We start from the raw sequence: 15,042 nt of genomic DNA, 5'->3' as shown, positions 1-15,042 counted from the left end.
AGCGGGCCAAAAAAAAGCCACCGCTTGCGCGGTGGCTTTCTCAAGTCCTTGGAAGGACGTCGTTGGGAGACCGGATCACGCGTTCTTCGATGCGCCGGACAACTCTTGCTCCACGGCGCTCAAACCGGATGCTGGCTCTCGTTGGGAGGGCGTTGTGACAGCAACGCCACTATTGTGCGGGTCAGCACGACGCCGATCCATCCCCCAACTGGGGGAAGCGGGCGTCGGAACAGCTGCTCAGGCGCGCGCCGCCACCGGCAACGACACCACGAATCGGGCCCCACCGCCCGGGCGGTCCTCGCAGTGCACGGTGCCGCCGTGGCGCGCCACGATGGTGCGCACCAGCGACAGCCCGAGGCCAACGCCCCCTTCGCTTTCGCTGGCACCGGGCAGGCGGTAGAAGGGCTCGAAGATCTGTTCTCGCAGCTCGTGCGGGACGCCCGGCCCGCGATCTTCCACCGCCAGCACCACGCGAGGCACGGCCCCCTGGCGCGCCAGGGTCAAGCGCACCTCGGCGTCGGCCTTGCCGGCCCCGCGCCCGTAGCGCCGAGCGTTTTCCAGCAGGTTGCGCACCACGCGGCGCAGCAGGCGCGCATGGCCGTGGACCACGAGTTCGCCCACGTCGGGCGCCACGTCGAGCTCGGCACCGGTGCGCGCGCACTCTTCGGCGGCCAGGCCGAGCAGGTCCACGTCCTCCTGCGCGCCGAAGGCCACTGGGTCTGCCGCGTCGCGCAAGTCCAAGCGGCTGGCGAGCAGGATTTCGTCGATCAGTTGATCAAGCTCCTCGATGCTGCGCGCGATCTCGGCGCGTTGGGCCCGGTGGGCCGGATCGTCGCCCACCAGCGCCAGGCCCATGCGGATGCGCGCCAACGGCGAGCGCAGTTCGTGTGACGCGTTGGCCAGCAAGCGCTTGTGCGCCTGCAGCAGGGACTGCACGCGCTCGGCAGCGGTGTTGAACCGCTCGGCCAGAAAGGCCACCTCGTCCTCACCCGTCACCGGCATGCGGGCCGACAAGTCCCCCGCACCCCAACGCTCCACGCCCTTTTGCAGGGTCTCCAGGCGACGTGTGAGGCGGCGCACGATGGGATAGGCCCCGAGCGCCACCGCCACCGCCACCATCCCGAGCAGCCAGGCAAAGCCCGCTGGCGTGAGCAGCCAGGCCGGCGCGCGGCTGCCGGGGTTGCTGGGCCGGTTGTTGGAGCGCGGCAGCAGCACGTAGAGCTTCTCGCCGTCTCTCATCACGACCTCGAAGCGCCACCCCACACCCGGGATGCGTTCGGCCCGCGCCGGCGCGTCGCCCAGCACGTCGCCGGCCGCGTTCTCGATGATGATGGTGCGCGTGACGCGCGCTTCGCGCTCGGCGCGATCACGCTCGAGCGCTTGCTGCCACAGCCAACCCACGACCAGCGTGACGACCGTCACCGCAGCCACCACGGCCAGCCAGATGCGCAGGTACAGGCGCTGTCCGAAGGCCATCGTCAGTCTTGCTGTTTGGCAAAAACGTAGCCGACGCCGCGTACCGTCAGGATGCGTTTGGGGTTCTTGCTGTCCACCTCGATGGCGCTGCGGATGCGGCCGATGTGCACGTCGATCGAGCGGTCGAATGCCTCGAGCTCGCGGCCTCGCACGGCCTCCATGATCTGGTCGCGCGTGAGCACGCGCCCGGCGCGCTCGGCCATGGCCACGAGCAGGTCGAACTGGTAGGAGGTGAGCTCGGCCACCTGCTCGCCCACCGTCACGGTGCGCGCGTCGCGGTCGATCTCGAGCGAGCCGAAACGCAGCACCGGCGTGCTGCGCGCCGCGCCGGCGCCCCCCGCGTCCGCGCGCCGGCGCAACACGGCGCGCACCCGCGCCAGCAGTTCGCGAGGCTCGAAGGGTTTGGGCAGGTAGTCGTCGGCGCCCAATTCGAGTCCAATGATGCGGTCCATCGGATCGCCCTTGGCGGTGAGCATGAGCACCGGCACACGCGCCTGCTCGTTGTTCAGTGCGCGGATGCGGCGGCACACTTCGAGGCCGTCGATACCGGGCATCATCAGGTCCAGAATGACGAGTTCGGGCTGCACCAGCGGCAACTGGGCCAGGCCGGCCTCGCCATCGGCGGCGTGGGTCACCTCGAAGCCCGATTGCGCCAGGTAGGCCTGCACCATCTGGGCCAGCCGGGCGTCGTCTTCGATCATCAGGAGTCGGGAGGTCGTCATGCGGATCAGTGTAGCCAGGGGTGTTGTGGCGTCGCGCCATGTTGAACAATCGGCATGTCGCGCGCCTGGCGCCCTCGTAAATTAACGTAAATGGCACCGCAACCTGCGATCACCCTGGGTGGGCTGCTGGCACAGCGCGCGGCCAGCCACGCCCACCACACCGCCCTGCAGTGGGATGGCGCCGACCCGCGCTGGCAGCGGCTGGACTACGCCACGCTCGCCGAACGCGCACATGCCATGGCGCGTGCGCTGCCGGTGGAGCGCGGGCTGCGGGTGGCCTGGCTGGGGTTCAATCACCCGGCACAGCTGGTGCTGCTGTTCGCGCTCGGCCTGCGGGGCGCGGTGCTGGTGCCGCTCAATTACCGGCTGGCGCCCGCCGAGTGGGCGACCATCCTGGACGACTGCGCTCCCCTGCTGCTGCTGCACGACGACGCGTTTGCCGAGCCCGCGCGCGCGCTGGCCGCAGCCGAAGGCCTGCAGGCGGTGGCGATCGAATCGCTGGACCTCACACCCGATGAACCCGTGGTCGACCAGGGCCGCGCGAGCGACGCGGCGCTGATCGTCTACACCTCGGGCACCACGGGCGATCCCAAGGGTGCGGTGCACACGCAAGCCAACCTGTTGGCCAACATGGCCATCGCAGCGCAGGTGCAGGCCATGAGCGCCCACGACTCCGTGCTCACTGCGCTGCCGTTGTTCCATGTGGGTGGGCTGTGCATTCAGACACTGCCTGCGCTCTCGATGGGTGCGCGCGTGCTGCTGCACCGTCGCTTCGACCCCGGCGCCGTGCTCGACACCATCGCACGCGAACGACCGACGCTCACGCTGCAGGTGCCCGCCACGCTGCAGGCGCTGCTGCAACACCCGCACTGGTCCGCGGTGGACCTGTCGTGCCTGCGTGCCATCTGGGCCGGCTCCAGCCTGCTGCCGGCCGAACTGCTGCGTGCCTGCCACGCGCGCGGCGTGCCGGTCTGCAACGTGTACGGCAGCACCGAGACCGGGCCGTTCTCGATCGCGCTCGGGCCCGATCGCGCCATGGAGCTGGTGGGCTCGTGCGGCTGGCCGGCGCCCGGCGTGGAGGTGAAGCTGGTGGACGAGCAAGGCGAGCCGGTGGCGCGCGGCCGCGTGGGCGAGATCTGCGTGCGCGCACCCAACGTCGCCCAGCTCTACTGGCCCGACGTCGACGCGGTGGACAGCGAGGGCTTCTTCCACAGCGGTGACCTCGCGCGCCAGGAGGCCGAAGGCCACTACGTGGTGGTGGGCCGCTCCAAGGACATGATCATCTCGGGCGGCGAGAACATCTACCCGGCCGAGATCGAGCAATTGCTCGCCGAACACCCCTGGGTGGCCGAGTGCGCCGTGGTGGGACGGCCCGATGAGCGATGGGGCGAGGTCTGCGTGGCGGTGGTGGTGCTGCGCGAGACCGCGCCTGTGGACGACTGGACCAGCGGCGTGGAGGCCTCGCTGCACGGCCGGCTGGCGCGCTACAAATGGCCGCGCATGTGGCACCGCGTGGACGCGCTGCCGCGCACCGCGCTGGGCAAGGTGGTCAAGCCTGCGATTCGCGCGTGGCTCGTGAGTCAGCGCTGAGGCCCGCCGCCTGGGGTACCGGCAGCCAACGCGTCGCCAACCACACCAGCAGCAACACCGGCAAGCCCAGCGCCGCGGTACCCAGAAAGAACGGCACGTAGCCGTTCGCGTCGACGAACGCGCCCGAGTAGCCCGCCACCCACTTGGGAGCGAGCAGCATCATCGAACTGAACAGCGCGTATTGCGTGGCCGAGTAGCTCACGTTCGTGAGGCTGGAGAGGTAGGCGATGAAAGCCGCCGAGGCCACACCGGCGCTGAGGTTGTCGGCCGAGATCACGAACACCAGCGCGCTGAGGCTGGCGGTCTGGCCCAGGTCGCCGGCCAGCCAGGCGAACAGCAGGTTGCTGCCGGCCGAGAGCACCGCACCGAGCATCAGCACGCGCATCACACCCAGGCGCATCGCCAGCGCGCCGCCGATGAAGGCGCCCAGCAGCGTCATGACCACGCCGTAGAACTTGCTCACCGCGGCCACCTGGTCTTTCGTGTAACCCATGTCCACGTAGAAAGGGTTGGCCATGATCCCCATCACCACGTCGCTGATGCGGTAGACACCGATGAGCGCGAGAATGAGCACTGCCTGCTTGCCGTAGCGGCGCAGGAAGTCCGCAAACGGCTCGATCAGTGCACCGCGCAACCACTCGGCGGCACCGCGCGCAGGCGGCAGCTCCACACGCACCGGCTCGCGCGAGAACAGGACCGTGAGCACGCCCACCGCCATGCTTGCGGCCATCACCAGGTACGCTGCCGTCCAGCCCGCTTGCTGGTAGCCGCCGCCCGCAATCTCGTTGCGCGCAGCGATCCACAGCACGCCCGCGCCGGCCCAGATCATCGCCAACCGGTAACCCGTCTGGTAGGTGGCGGCCAGCGCCCCCTGGCGCTGCGCGTCGGCCGATTCGATGCGGAAGGCGTCGAGCGCAATGTCCTGCGTGGCCGAGGCAAAGGCCACCGCGAGCGCGCACCACACCACCAGATCCAGGCCCTGCCGCGGATCGACCAGCGCCATGCCCACCAGCGCGGCTGCGATGCACAACTGCGACAGCAGAAGCCAGCTGCGACGACGCCCGAGCGCGCGCGTGAGCAACGGGATCGGCAGCCGGTCCACCAGCGGCGCCCAGCACCACTTGAAGCCGTAGGCCAGGCCGACCCAGCTCAGGTAGCCAATGGTGGTGCGGTCGATGCCGGCCTCGCGCAGGCGAAAGCTCAGCGTGCCCAGCACCAGCAGCAGCGGCAGGCCGGCCGAAAAGCCGAGCGCGAACATGCGCTGGCTGGCTGGCTCCAGGTAGACGCGCAGCGTCTGGGCCCAAGTGGGGCGCGGTGCACCGGTGGTGGCGTCAATATCCAGGGGGCGGGGCGTGTCGGTGGGCATGCGATGGGTGGCGGATCACCGGTAGGGCACCGTCACGCACACGCGCGCGGCTTTGCCTATTATTCGCCCATGTGCCTGATCTGCGATCTCAAAGCCCGTGGCGACGCCACCGCCAGTGCCACTGTTGAACCGGTGGCGCGCCCTGGTCACGTGTGGAACGCCCGCCGTGGCTTCCTGCTGGCGGCCGGCGCGGCTGCGGCCACGCCCGTGCTGGCGCAGGTGGACGTGGGGCAGTCCTCCGCGCTGCGCAACCTGGTGCCGGCCGAACAGCTGGAAAGCGCTGCCAACCAGCAGTACGGCCAGATGATGGCCGAGGCCAAGGCCAAAGGCGCCCTGGCCCCGGCGGGCGACCCGCAGGTCCAGCGATTGCGCAACATTGCGCGCCGCCTGATCCCGCACGCCGCGCCCTGGAACGATCGCGCGCGGCGCTGGCAATGGGAGGTCAACCTCATCCGCAGCAACCAGATCAACGCCTTCTGCATGCCGGGCGGCAAGATCGCCTTCTACACCGGCATCCTGGAGAAGCTGCAGCTCAACGACGACGAGGCCGCGATGATCATGGGCCACGAAATGGCCCACGCCTTGCGCGAGCACGCTCGCGAGCGCGTGGCCAAAACCAACGCCACCGGCATGGGCCTGTCCATTGCGGCTCAGTTGCTGGGTCTGGGCCAGTTGGGCGATGTGGCGGCCAACCTGGGCACGCAACTGCTCAGCCTCAAGTACAGCCGCGACGACGAGACCGAGGCCGACCTCGTGGGCCTGGAGCTCGCGGCCCGCTCGGCCTACCTGCCGCGCGCCAGCGTCACGCTGTGGCAGAAGATGGCTGCGGCCGGCGGCGGCGCCGGCCCGGGCTTTCTCTCCACCCACCCCAGCGGGCCGAACCGCATCCGCGAGCTGGAGGCCAACCTGCCGAAGGTGCAACACCTGTACGAGCAGGCGAGGCGGGGCTGATCACGCTCGGGCGCGCTCCCCAACGTACGGATTGAACCGCCGCTCCTCGCCGAAGCTGCCCTCCGGCCCGTGCCCGGGGATGAACACCGTCTCATCCCCCATCGGCCACAGGCGCTCGCGGATGCTGGCGAGCAGTTGCGCGTGGTTGCCGCCGGGGAAATCGGTGCGGCCGATGCTGCCGGCGAAAAGCACGTCGCCGACGAAGGCGCGCTGTGCTTCCTTGGAGTGGAACACCACGTGGCCCGGCGTGTGGCCGGGGCAGTGGCGCACGGCCAGCGTGCAGCGGCCGATCTGCACCGTGTCGCCGTCGGCGAGCCAGCGCGTGGGCGTGAACGTCTCGGCAGGCGGGAAGCCGAACATCGCGCCCTGCTGCGGCAGGGCATCGATCCAGAACTTGTCGCCTTCGTGCGGGCCCACGATGGGCAGCGACAGGCGCCGCGCGAGTTCGGCGGTGGCGCCGGCATGGTCGATGTGTGCGTGTGTGAGCCAGATGGCCTTGAGCGTGACGCCCAGGCGCTGCACTTCGGCCAACAGGCGATCGAGGTCACCACCCGGATCGATGATGGCGGCCTCCATCGTTTCGTCGCACCAGACGATGGAGCAGTTCTGCGCGAAGGCAGTGACCGGAACGGTGAGGTACTTCAGCATCAGAACTTGAAGTCGTAGCCGATGGTGATCGGCGCGTGATCGGAGAACTTCTCGCCTTTGTAGATGGCCTCGGTGCGCGCCAGCGCTGCCGTGGCGGGCGTGGCCAGGTGGTAGTCCAGCCGCCATCCCACGTTGTTGGCGTAGGCCTGGCCGCGGTTGCTCCACCACGTGTAGCAGGCGTCGGTGGTGTCGGGCTGCAGGCGGCGGTAGACATCGATCAGGCCGCCTTCGGTGAGCACCTTGGTCATCCACGCGCGCTCCTCGGGCAGGAAGCCGCTGTTCTTCTGGTTGCTGCGCCAGTTCTTGAGGTCGTTCTGGGTGTGCGCGATGTTGACGTCACCACAGAGGATGAATTCGCGCTGCCCTTTGAGCGCCTGCAGGTGCGGGTAGAAGGCGTCGAGGAAGCGGTACTTGGCCTCCTGCCGCTCCGGCCCGGAGGAGCCGCTCGGGAAGTAGGCGCTGACGATCGAAAGCTTGCGCTTGGGCGTGTCGAAGCGCAGTTCGGTGTAGCGGCCCTCGGCGTCGAACTCGGGGTTGCCAAAGCCCGTGAGCACGTCGCTCGGCTCATGCCGGCTGTACACCGCCGTGCCCGAATAGCCCTTCTTCTCAGCGAAGTGGAAGTGCCCGCGCAGGCCGGCCAGGGTCTCGAAGCGACCGGCCACGTCCGGCGCCTGCGCCTTGACCTCTTGTACACAAATACAATCCGGCGCACTTTTCGCCAGCCAGTCTTCGAGGCCTTTGGTGGTGGCCGAACGGATGCCATTGAGGTTGAGGCTGGTCAGCTTGAACATGGTCGCGGCAAGACAGGAGTTGGCATGGTGATGGCAGGCGCCCCGGCGCAGGAACCGCTGGCACAGGCGTTCGTGAAGTTCTGTGTGGAGGCCGGCGCGCTGAAGTTCGGCGAGTTCAAGACCAAGGCCGGTCGCCTCTCGCCCTACTTCTTCAACGCCGGACTGTTCGACGACGGCGCCAAGCTCGGCCGGCTCGCCGCATTCTATGCAAGGGCATTGGTCGACAGCGGCATCGGCTTCGACATGATCTTCGGCCCGGCCTACAAGGGCATCCCACTTGGCGCGGCAGTGGCCATCGAGCTGGCCCGCCTGGGCCGCAACGTGCCGTTTGCCTACAACCGCAAGGAAGCCAAGGACCACGGCGAGGGCGGCACACTGGTGGGCGCCCCGCTCAAGGGTCGGGTGCTGATCGTGGACGACGTGATGAGCGCGGGCACCGCCGCGCGCGAATCGATCGCGCTGATCCGCGCCGCCGGTGCCACGCCCAGTGCGGTGGCGATCGCGCTGGACCGCCAGGAGAAGGCCACCGAAGCCGGCCCGGACGGCGCCGTTCGCGACGTGGGTCACAGTGCCGTGCAATACGTGCAACGCCAGCTCGGCCTGCAGGTTTGCGCGATTGCGAGGCTGGACGATTTGCTCCAGTATCTGAACGAGCAGCCCGGCGGCGAGATCGCGGCCCACCGGGCGCGTGTGCTGGCCTACCGCGAACGCTACGGCGTCAAGGATTCCTGATCATGAAACCGCTGTCACGCCCTTCTTCGCGCCATGCAACCGCCTGGGCCGTGGCGGCCCTGCTCCTGGCCGTGGCGGGCATGAGCCACGCACAAAGCATCTACACCTGCGTGGACGGCAACGGGCGGCGCATCACCTCCGACCGGCCGATTCCCGCCTGCCTCGACCGCGAGCAGCAGCGCCTGGGCAAGACCGGCACCGTGCGCGAGGTGATTCCGCCCAGCTACACGCGCGAGGAGCGCGAGAGGCTTGAGGCCCAGCGCCGCGCCGAGGCCGAGAAGGAAGCGCGCATCCAGGAAGAGAAACGCCGCGACCGCGCGCTGCTGGTGCGTTACCCGAACCAGGCCGTGCACGACAAGGAGCGCCACGAGGCGCTGGCGCAGATCGACGAGGTGATCGCGGCCGTGAACAAGCGCGAGGTGGCGCTGGTGGCGCAGCGCAAGGATATCGACAGCGAATTCGAGTTCTACAGCAGCGACCCGAACAAGGCGCCGATGTGGCTCAAGCGCAAGCGCGAGGACAACGAGAAACAGATGGAAGTGCAGAAGCGCTTCCTGGCCGACCAGATGCAGGAGAAGCAGCGCGTGAACGCGCGCTTCGACGAGGAACTGGCCAAGCTCAAGCAGCTGTGGGCGGCACAGGCCGCCGTGAGCCGTTGATCAACCGCTGATCAGCCCAGCTTCTGGCGCAGCAGGTCGTTCACCTGCTGCGGGTTGGCCTTGCCCTTGCTGGCCTTCATGGCCTGACCCACCAGTGCGTTGAACGCCTTTTCCTTGCCGGCGCGGAACTGCGCCACCATGTCGGCGTTGGCGGCCATCACCTCGTCGATGATCTTCTCGATGGCGCCGGTGTCGCTGACCTGCTTGAGGCCTTTGGCGTCGATGACGGCGTCCACGTCCTGGCCCTCGCCCTTCCACAACGCGTCCATCACCTGCTTCGCGGCGTTGTTCGACACGGTGCCGTCGGCGATGCGCTTGAGCAAGGCCGCGAGCTGTGCCGCGCTGACCGGCACGTCGGCGATGTCGCGCTCCTCGTTGTTCAGGCGGCGCGAGACCTCGCCCATCACCCAGTTGCTCGCCATCTTCGCCTGTCCACTGGCCTGCGCCGCGGCCTCGAAGTAGGCCGCCATCGCGGGGCTCTGCGTGAGCGTGGTGGCGTCGTACTCGGGCAGGCCGTACTGCTGCACGAAGCGCTCGGCCATCGCACGCGGCAGCTCGGGCATCGCGGCCTTCACCTGGTCGACCCACGCGCGCGCCACCACCAGCGGCGGCAGGTCCGGGTCGGGGAAGTAGCGGTAGTCGGCCGCGTCTTCCTTGGTGCGCATGGCACGCGTTTCGCCGGTGTCGGGGTCGAACAGCACGGTGGCCTGCTGGATGGCGTGGCCGTCCTCGATCTGCTCGATCTGCCAGCGCACCTCGTAGTCGATGGCCTGCTGCATGAACTTGAACGAGTTCAGGTTCTTGATCTCACGCCGCGTGCCCAGCTTCTCGCCGGGCTTGCGCACCGAGACGTTGGCGTCGCAGCGGAACGAGCCCTCCTGCATGTTGCCGTCGCAGATGCCGATCCAGGTGACGATCTTGTGCAGCTCCTTCGCATAGGCCACCGCCTCGGCGCTGGAGCGGATGTCGGGCTCGGTCACGATCTCCAGCAGCGGCGTGCCCGCGCGGTTGAGGTCGATGCCGCTCTGGCCCCCACCGCCCAATGACGAGTCCTCGTGCAGCGATTTGCCGGCGTCTTCCTCAAGATGCGCTCGCACCAGGCGAACCGTCTTCTTCTCATCACCAAGGAAGAACGACACCGCACCGCCCTGCACCACCGGTATTTCGTACTGGCTGATCTGGTAGCCCTTGGGCAGGTCGGGGTAGAAGTAGTTCTTGCGCGCGAACACGCTCTTCTCGGCAATGTGCGCGCCCACGGCCAGCCCGAATCGGATCGCGCAGGCCACGGCCTCGCGGTTCATCACCGGCAGCGTGCCAGGCAGCGCGAGATCGACCGCGCAGGCCTGGGTGTTGGGCTCGGCGCCGAAGGCGGTGGCCGCTCGGCTGAAGATCTTGGATTGCGTGGCGAGCTGGGTGTGGGTCTCGAAGCCGATCACGACTTCATAGCCTTGCACCAGCAGGGAGGCGGTCTTGGTGCTCATGTCAGAAACCTGCGGGTGTCCGGGTGTGCCAGTCGGTGGCCTGCTGGAAGGCGTGCGCGGCCTGCAGCAGCTCGGCCTCCTTCAGGTGGTTGCACATGAGCTGCAGGCCCACGGGCATACCACCGGCGCCGAAGCCGGCCGGAACGCTCATGCCGGGCAGGCCGGCCAGGCTGCCGGGCAGCGTGAAGATGTCGGCAAGGTAGTTGGCCACCGGGTCATCGGCCTTCTCGCCGATTTTCCAGGCCACGGTGGGCGCAGCCGGGCCGGCGATCACATCGCACTGCGTGAAGGCCTGCTGGAAGTCCTGCGCGATAAGGCGGCGGATCTGCTGCGCCTTGAGGTAGTAGGCGTCGTAGTAGCCGTGGCTCAGCACGTAGGTGCCGATCATGATGCGCCGCTGCACCTCGGGGCCGAAGGCCTCGCTGCGCGACTTCTTGTACATGTCGATCAGATCGTCGTACTGCGCGGCGCGGTGGCCGAACTTCACGCCGTCGTAGCGGCTGAGGTTGGAGCTCGCCTCGGCCGGCGCGATGATGTAGTAGACGGGGATGGCGAGCTCGGTGCGCGGCAGCGTGACGTCCACCAGCGTGGCGCCCAGTTTTTCGTACTCCTCCAGCGCGGCGCGCACTGGCGCCAGCACGTCGGCGGCCACGCCGTCGCCAAAAAACTCCGCCGGCAACCCGATGCGCAGGCCCTTGAGCGGCTGCGCGGCGGTAGCGCCTTCGCGCGGCTTGCCGAGCAGGCGGCTGTAATCCTCGGTGGGGTGGTCCAGGCTCGTCGAGTCGCGGTCCAGGTCGGGCCCGGCCATGGCGGTGAGCAGGGTGGCGCAGTCGGCCGCGCTGAGCGCCATCACGCCAGCCTGGTCGAGGCTGGAGGCAAAGGCCACCATGCCATAGCGCGAGCAGCGGCCGTAGGTGGGCTTGATACCGGTGATGCCGCAAAAGCTCGCGGGTTGGCGGATCGAGCCGCCGGTGTCGGTGCCGGTGACGGCGGGCGCCAGGCGCGCGGCCACGGCCACGGCCGAGCCGCCGGAGGAGCCGCCGGGCACGCGCGCGGTGTCCCAGGGGTTGTGTGCCGGGCCATAGGCCGAGTTCTCGTTGCTGCCGCCCATGGCGAACTCGTCGCAGTTGAGCTTGCCCAGGGTGACGGCACCCTGCTGCGCCAACTTGCTGACCACGGTGGCATCGAACGGGCTGCGGTAGCCCTCGAGCATCTTCGAGCCCGCGGTGGTGGGGAAGTCGCGCGTGACAAAGATGTCCTTGTGCGCGATCGGAACGCCCAGCAGCGGCGTGCGCTCGCCCGCGGCGATGCGCGTGTCTGCCGCGCGGGCCTGCGCCAGCGACGCCTCTTCGTTGAACGCCAGGTAGGCCCCGAGGGCGCCGTGCTGCCTTGCGCGATGCAGCAGGTGCTGGGTGGCCTCGACGCTGCTGGTCTGCTTGTCCGCGATGGCCTGCGCCAGTTCGGCCACGCCCATGTCGTGAATGGCCTTCATTCGATCACCTTCGGCACCAGGAACAGGCCGCGCTCGACGGCCGGGGCGCTTTGCTGGTTGGCCTCGCGCTGGTTCGGCTCGCTCACCACGTCGGGGCGCAGGCGCAAGGCCACGTCTTCCATCACCGCTGTGGGGTGGGCCAGCGGCTCGACGCCCGTGGTGTCGACCGCCCTCATCTGCTCGACGATGTCGAAGAAGCCGTTGAGTTGCCCGCGCATGCGCTCGCTCTGCTCGGGGCTCAATTCAAGGCGCGCCAGGTTGGCGATGCGCCCGATGTCTTGGAGGGTCAGGGACATGGTGCTGGGTCGGTGGGGCGCAGCCCACGGGGGCCGGCCGGGCGGCAAGCGGCGCGTAACAAGGCGTCTGCGGGGCAAAACGCCCTGTTTTCGTGCGGTTGTACACAGGGAGTCGGGTATTATCCTGCGTTCAGCGTACCAGGCTTTTTTGGCCGGTTTTCGCCCAGGAATCAAACACTTAGCACCCGATGCCCGGCCAAACGATCGGCCCCACCCCCGGCTGCACGCGAGCGCGTGAGCGCGCGCATCCCACAGGATCCACCCACCATGTTTGAAGCGTTCCGTCGGAGTTTCTCGACCGACCTGGCCATCGACCTCGGCACCGCCAACACCCTGATCTACGTGCGCAACAAGGGCATCGTGCTCGACGAACCCTCGGTGGTGTCGATCCGCCACGAAGGCGGCCCGCAGGGCAAGAAGACCATCCAGGCGGTGGGCCACGAGGCCAAGGCCATGCTGGGCAAGGTGCCGGGCAACATCGAGGCCATCCGCCCGATGAAGGACGGCGTGATCGCCGACTTCACCGTCACGGAGCAGATGCTCAAGCAGTTCATCAAGATGGTGCACCCGCGCTCGATGTTCAAGCCGAGCCCGCGCATCATCATCTGCGTGCCCTGCGGCTCCACCCAGGTGGAGCGCCGCGCCATCCGCGAATCGGCCCTGGGCGCGGGCGCGAGCGAGGTCTACCTGATCGAGGAACCCATGGCCGCGGCCATCGGCGCCGGCCTGCCGGTGTCCGACGCCTCCGGCTCCATGGTGGTCGACATTGGCGGCGGCACCACCGAGGTGGGCGTCATCAGCCTGGGCGGCATGGTCTACAAGGGCAGCGTGCGCGTGGGCGGCGACAAGTTCGACGAGGCCATCATTGCCTACATCCGCCGCAACTACGGCATGCTGATCGGCGAGCCCACGGCCGAGGCGATCAAGAAGCACATCGGCTCGGCCTTTCCCGGCAGCGAAGTCAAGGAAATGGAAGTCAAGGGCCGCAACCTCTCCGAGGGCGTGCCGCGCAGCTTCACCATCAGCTCCAACGAGGTGCTGGAAGCGCTGACCGAGCCGCTGAACCAGATCGTGAGCGCGGTGAAGAACGCGCTGGAGCAGACACCGCCCGAACTGGGCGCCGACATCGCCGAGCGCGGCATGATGCTCACCGGCGGCGGCGCGCTGTTGCGCGACCTCGACCGCCTGCTGGCCGAAGAAACCGGCCTGCCGGTGCTGGTGGCCGAGGAGCCGCTGACCTGCGTGGTGCGCGGCTGCGGCATGGCCCTGGAGCGCATGGAGCGCCTGGGCACGATCTTCACCAGCGAGTAAGCCGCGCACTGCGCGGGGAGTCGCCATGCCACTGGGCACGCTGGACCGCACCCCACCGCCGTTCTTCAAGCAGGGCCCGTCGGCCCTGTCCAAGCTGGTGGTGTTCAGCGCCGTGGCGCTGTTCCTCATGGTGGCCGACCTGCGCTTCAAGGTCACCGACCCGATGCGCGCCGTGCTCGCGGCCGCGCTTTACCCGGTGCAGTGGGCCGTGCTGCAACCGGTGCACGCGATCACGGGCGCCAGTGGCTACTTCGCTTCGCTGCACCACGCACAACAAAGCGAGCTCGACGCCCTGCGCCGCCTGACCGAGCAGGCCGTGCGCAGCTCGCAGGTCGAGCAGCTCGAAATCGAAAACCGACGCCTGCGCGAGTTGCTGGCGATGCGCGAGCGCACCGGCGCGCAAGGCATTGGCGCGCAGGTGCTGTACGACGCGGCCGACCCGTTTTCGCGCCGGGTGGTGATCGACCGCGGCCAGACCCAGGGCGTACAACCCGGCTCGCCGGTGATCGACGAATCCGGTGTGCTCGGCCAGGTGACCCGGGTGTACCCGCTGGTGTCCGAGGTCAGCCTGCTGATCGACCGCGACCAGGCCATCCCGGTGCTGAACCCCCGTTCGGGCGTGCGCGCGCTGGCCTACGGGCAGCCGGGCGAGGGGGGGTCGCTGGAGCTGCGCTACACCTCCGTGGGTACCGACATCGTGCAGGGCGACCTGCTCACCACCAGCGGGGTGGACGCGGTCTACCCGCCCGGCCTGCCGGTGGCGCGCGTGACCCTGGTGGAGCGTCACAGCGGTTCGGCCTTCCTGCGCGTGCGCGCCGAGCCCGTGGCCCGGGTCGACGGTGCCCTGCATGTGCTGGTGCTGCAACCCACGGGCGAGGCAAGCGCCGCGCCAACGGCCCCTGCCGGCGGGCCTGCGCCTGAACCGCAGGCGGCCGGGAACACCACCAGCGCGGCCAGGGACGCCGCGGCGGGCGGCGCCCCGCGGAGGACCACGCCATGATCATGCGCCCCGGCCAGCAGTTGCTGTTGCCCGCCAACCCGCTCTTCATCTGGGTGAGCCTGATCGCCGCGCTGGCGATGAACATGCTGCTCAACATGGGGCTGTTCGGGCGCGCGGCCTGGGTGCCCGACGTGCTGGCGGTCGTCATCGTGTTCTGGTGCGTGCACCAGCCGCTGCGCATCGGCGTGGGTACCGCCTTTTTCTTCGGGCTCGTGATGGACGTGCACCAGGGCGCGCTGCTCGGCCAGCACGCCCTGGCCTACACCGCCATGGCCTTCGGCGCCACCGCCATGCACCGGCGGCTGCTGTGGTTTCCGGTGCCGCAACAGGCCATCCAGGTGCTGCCGCTGTTCGCGGTGGCCACGCTGCTGGCGCTGGTGGTGCGCCTGCTGGCCGGCGGGAGCTTTCCGGGCTGGAACCACTTGCTGGCGCCGCTGATCGAGTCCATGCTCTGGCCGGTGGTGACGGTGCTGCTGCTGGCACCGCAGCGCCGCGCCCCGAACCCCGACGACAACAGACCCTTGTGA

Annotated in this window: 15 protein-coding genes; 7 read left to right on the top strand and 8 right to left on the bottom strand. The window is 68.9% G+C overall.

Annotated features, from left to right (window positions below):
• Nucleotides 1–237 precede the first annotated feature (237 nt).
• Nucleotides 238–1,476, bottom strand: coding sequence for a HAMP domain-containing sensor histidine kinase (locus tag M3149_RS08155; RefSeq protein ID WP_251708809.1), 1,239 nt, complete (start codon nt 1,474–1,476; stop codon nt 238–240).
• Between the two features lie 2 nt (nt 1,477–1,478).
• On the bottom strand, nt 1,479–2,198 hold the full coding sequence (locus tag M3149_RS08150) for a response regulator (RefSeq protein WP_251708808.1): 720 nt from the start codon (nt 2,196–2,198) through the stop codon (nt 1,479–1,481).
• A 90-nt stretch (nt 2,199–2,288) separates the two neighbouring features.
• On the opposite strand from M3149_RS08150, the gene M3149_RS08145 reads away from it, so the two are divergent.
• Nucleotides 2,289–3,788, top strand: coding sequence for a class I adenylate-forming enzyme family protein (locus M3149_RS08145; RefSeq protein WP_251708807.1), 1,500 nt, complete (start codon nt 2,289–2,291; stop codon nt 3,786–3,788).
• Here M3149_RS08145 and M3149_RS08140 read toward each other — a convergent pair.
• A complete protein-coding gene (locus M3149_RS08140) occupies nt 3,748–5,154 on the bottom strand; it encodes an AmpG family muropeptide MFS transporter (protein WP_251708806.1) in 1,407 nt (468 codons plus the stop codon). The genes M3149_RS08145 and M3149_RS08140 overlap by 41 nt on opposite strands.
• A gap of 69 nt (nt 5,155–5,223) precedes the next feature.
• Here M3149_RS08140 and M3149_RS08135 point away from each other — a divergent pair, with 69 nt between their 5' ends.
• Nucleotides 5,224–6,105 carry a M48 family metallopeptidase gene (locus M3149_RS08135; protein WP_251708805.1) on the top strand — a complete coding sequence of 294 codons (882 nt, stop codon included), beginning with the start codon at nt 5,224–5,226 and terminating at the stop codon, nt 6,103–6,105.
• Here the strand turns inward: M3149_RS08135 and M3149_RS08130 are convergent, their stop codons facing one another.
• Nucleotides 6,106–6,753: an MBL fold metallo-hydrolase gene (locus M3149_RS08130; protein ID WP_251708804.1), complete on the bottom strand. Its 648-nt coding sequence runs from the start codon at nt 6,751–6,753 to the stop codon at nt 6,106–6,108.
• Entirely contained in the window at nt 6,753–7,544 is a 792-nt protein-coding gene (locus tag M3149_RS08125; protein ID WP_251708803.1) for an exodeoxyribonuclease III, read from the bottom strand. The genes M3149_RS08130 and M3149_RS08125 overlap by 1 nt, the downstream gene beginning before the upstream one ends.
• Nucleotides 7,545–7,568: 24 nt before the next feature.
• On the opposite strand from M3149_RS08125, the gene pyrE reads away from it, so the two are divergent.
• Together pyrE and M3149_RS08115 are read left to right on the top strand one after the other, a co-directional pair.
• Entirely contained in the window at nt 7,569–8,276 is a 708-nt protein-coding gene (pyrE, locus tag M3149_RS08120) for an orotate phosphoribosyltransferase (RefSeq protein WP_251708802.1), read from the top strand.
• Nucleotides 8,277–8,278: 2 nt separating this feature from the next.
• Nucleotides 8,279–8,935: a DUF4124 domain-containing protein gene (locus tag M3149_RS08115; RefSeq protein ID WP_251708801.1), complete on the top strand. Its 657-nt coding sequence runs from the start codon at nt 8,279–8,281 to the stop codon at nt 8,933–8,935.
• A gap of 11 nt (nt 8,936–8,946) precedes the next feature.
• Here the strand turns inward: M3149_RS08115 and gatB are convergent, their stop codons facing one another.
• From gatB to gatC, 3 genes are read right to left on the bottom strand one after another with little or no spacing between them, the layout of a single operon-like run.
• A complete protein-coding gene (gene gatB / locus M3149_RS08110) occupies nt 8,947–10,416 on the bottom strand; it encodes an Asp-tRNA(Asn)/Glu-tRNA(Gln) amidotransferase subunit GatB (protein WP_251708800.1) in 1,470 nt (489 codons plus the stop codon).
• Nucleotide 10,417: 1 nt separating this feature from the next.
• Nucleotides 10,418–11,908, bottom strand: a complete 1,491-nt coding sequence (gene gatA / locus M3149_RS08105; protein WP_251708799.1) for an Asp-tRNA(Asn)/Glu-tRNA(Gln) amidotransferase subunit GatA — start codon at nt 11,906–11,908, stop codon at nt 10,418–10,420.
• Nucleotides 11,905–12,204, bottom strand: a complete 300-nt coding sequence (gene gatC / locus M3149_RS08100; RefSeq protein ID WP_251708798.1) for an Asp-tRNA(Asn)/Glu-tRNA(Gln) amidotransferase subunit GatC — start codon at nt 12,202–12,204, stop codon at nt 11,905–11,907. The genes gatA and gatC overlap by 4 nt, the downstream gene beginning before the upstream one ends.
• A gap of 267 nt (nt 12,205–12,471) precedes the next feature.
• Here gatC and M3149_RS08095 point away from each other — a divergent pair, with 267 nt between their 5' ends.
• Genes M3149_RS08095 through mreD form a run of 3 tightly spaced genes read left to right on the top strand, consistent with a single transcriptional unit; the run spans nt 12,472 to nt 15,042 of the window.
• Complete coding sequence (locus tag M3149_RS08095) at nt 12,472–13,515, top strand: rod shape-determining protein (protein ID WP_251708797.1); 1,044 nt, start codon at nt 12,472–12,474, stop codon at nt 13,513–13,515.
• A 25-nt stretch (nt 13,516–13,540) separates the two neighbouring features.
• A complete protein-coding gene (gene mreC / locus M3149_RS08090; protein ID WP_251708796.1) occupies nt 13,541–14,515 on the top strand; it encodes a rod shape-determining protein MreC in 975 nt (324 codons plus the stop codon).
• Entirely contained in the window at nt 14,512–15,042 is a 531-nt protein-coding gene (gene mreD / locus M3149_RS08085; RefSeq protein ID WP_251708795.1) for a rod shape-determining protein MreD, read from the top strand. Before mreC ends, mreD begins: the two co-directional genes overlap by 4 nt.

The sequence above is a fragment of the Hydrogenophaga intermedia genome, assembly GCF_023715105.1.
GTDB lineage: Bacteria > Pseudomonadota > Gammaproteobacteria > Burkholderiales > Burkholderiaceae_C > Hydrogenophaga > Hydrogenophaga intermedia_A.
This window is presented reverse-complemented; position numbering and strand designations above follow the sequence as displayed.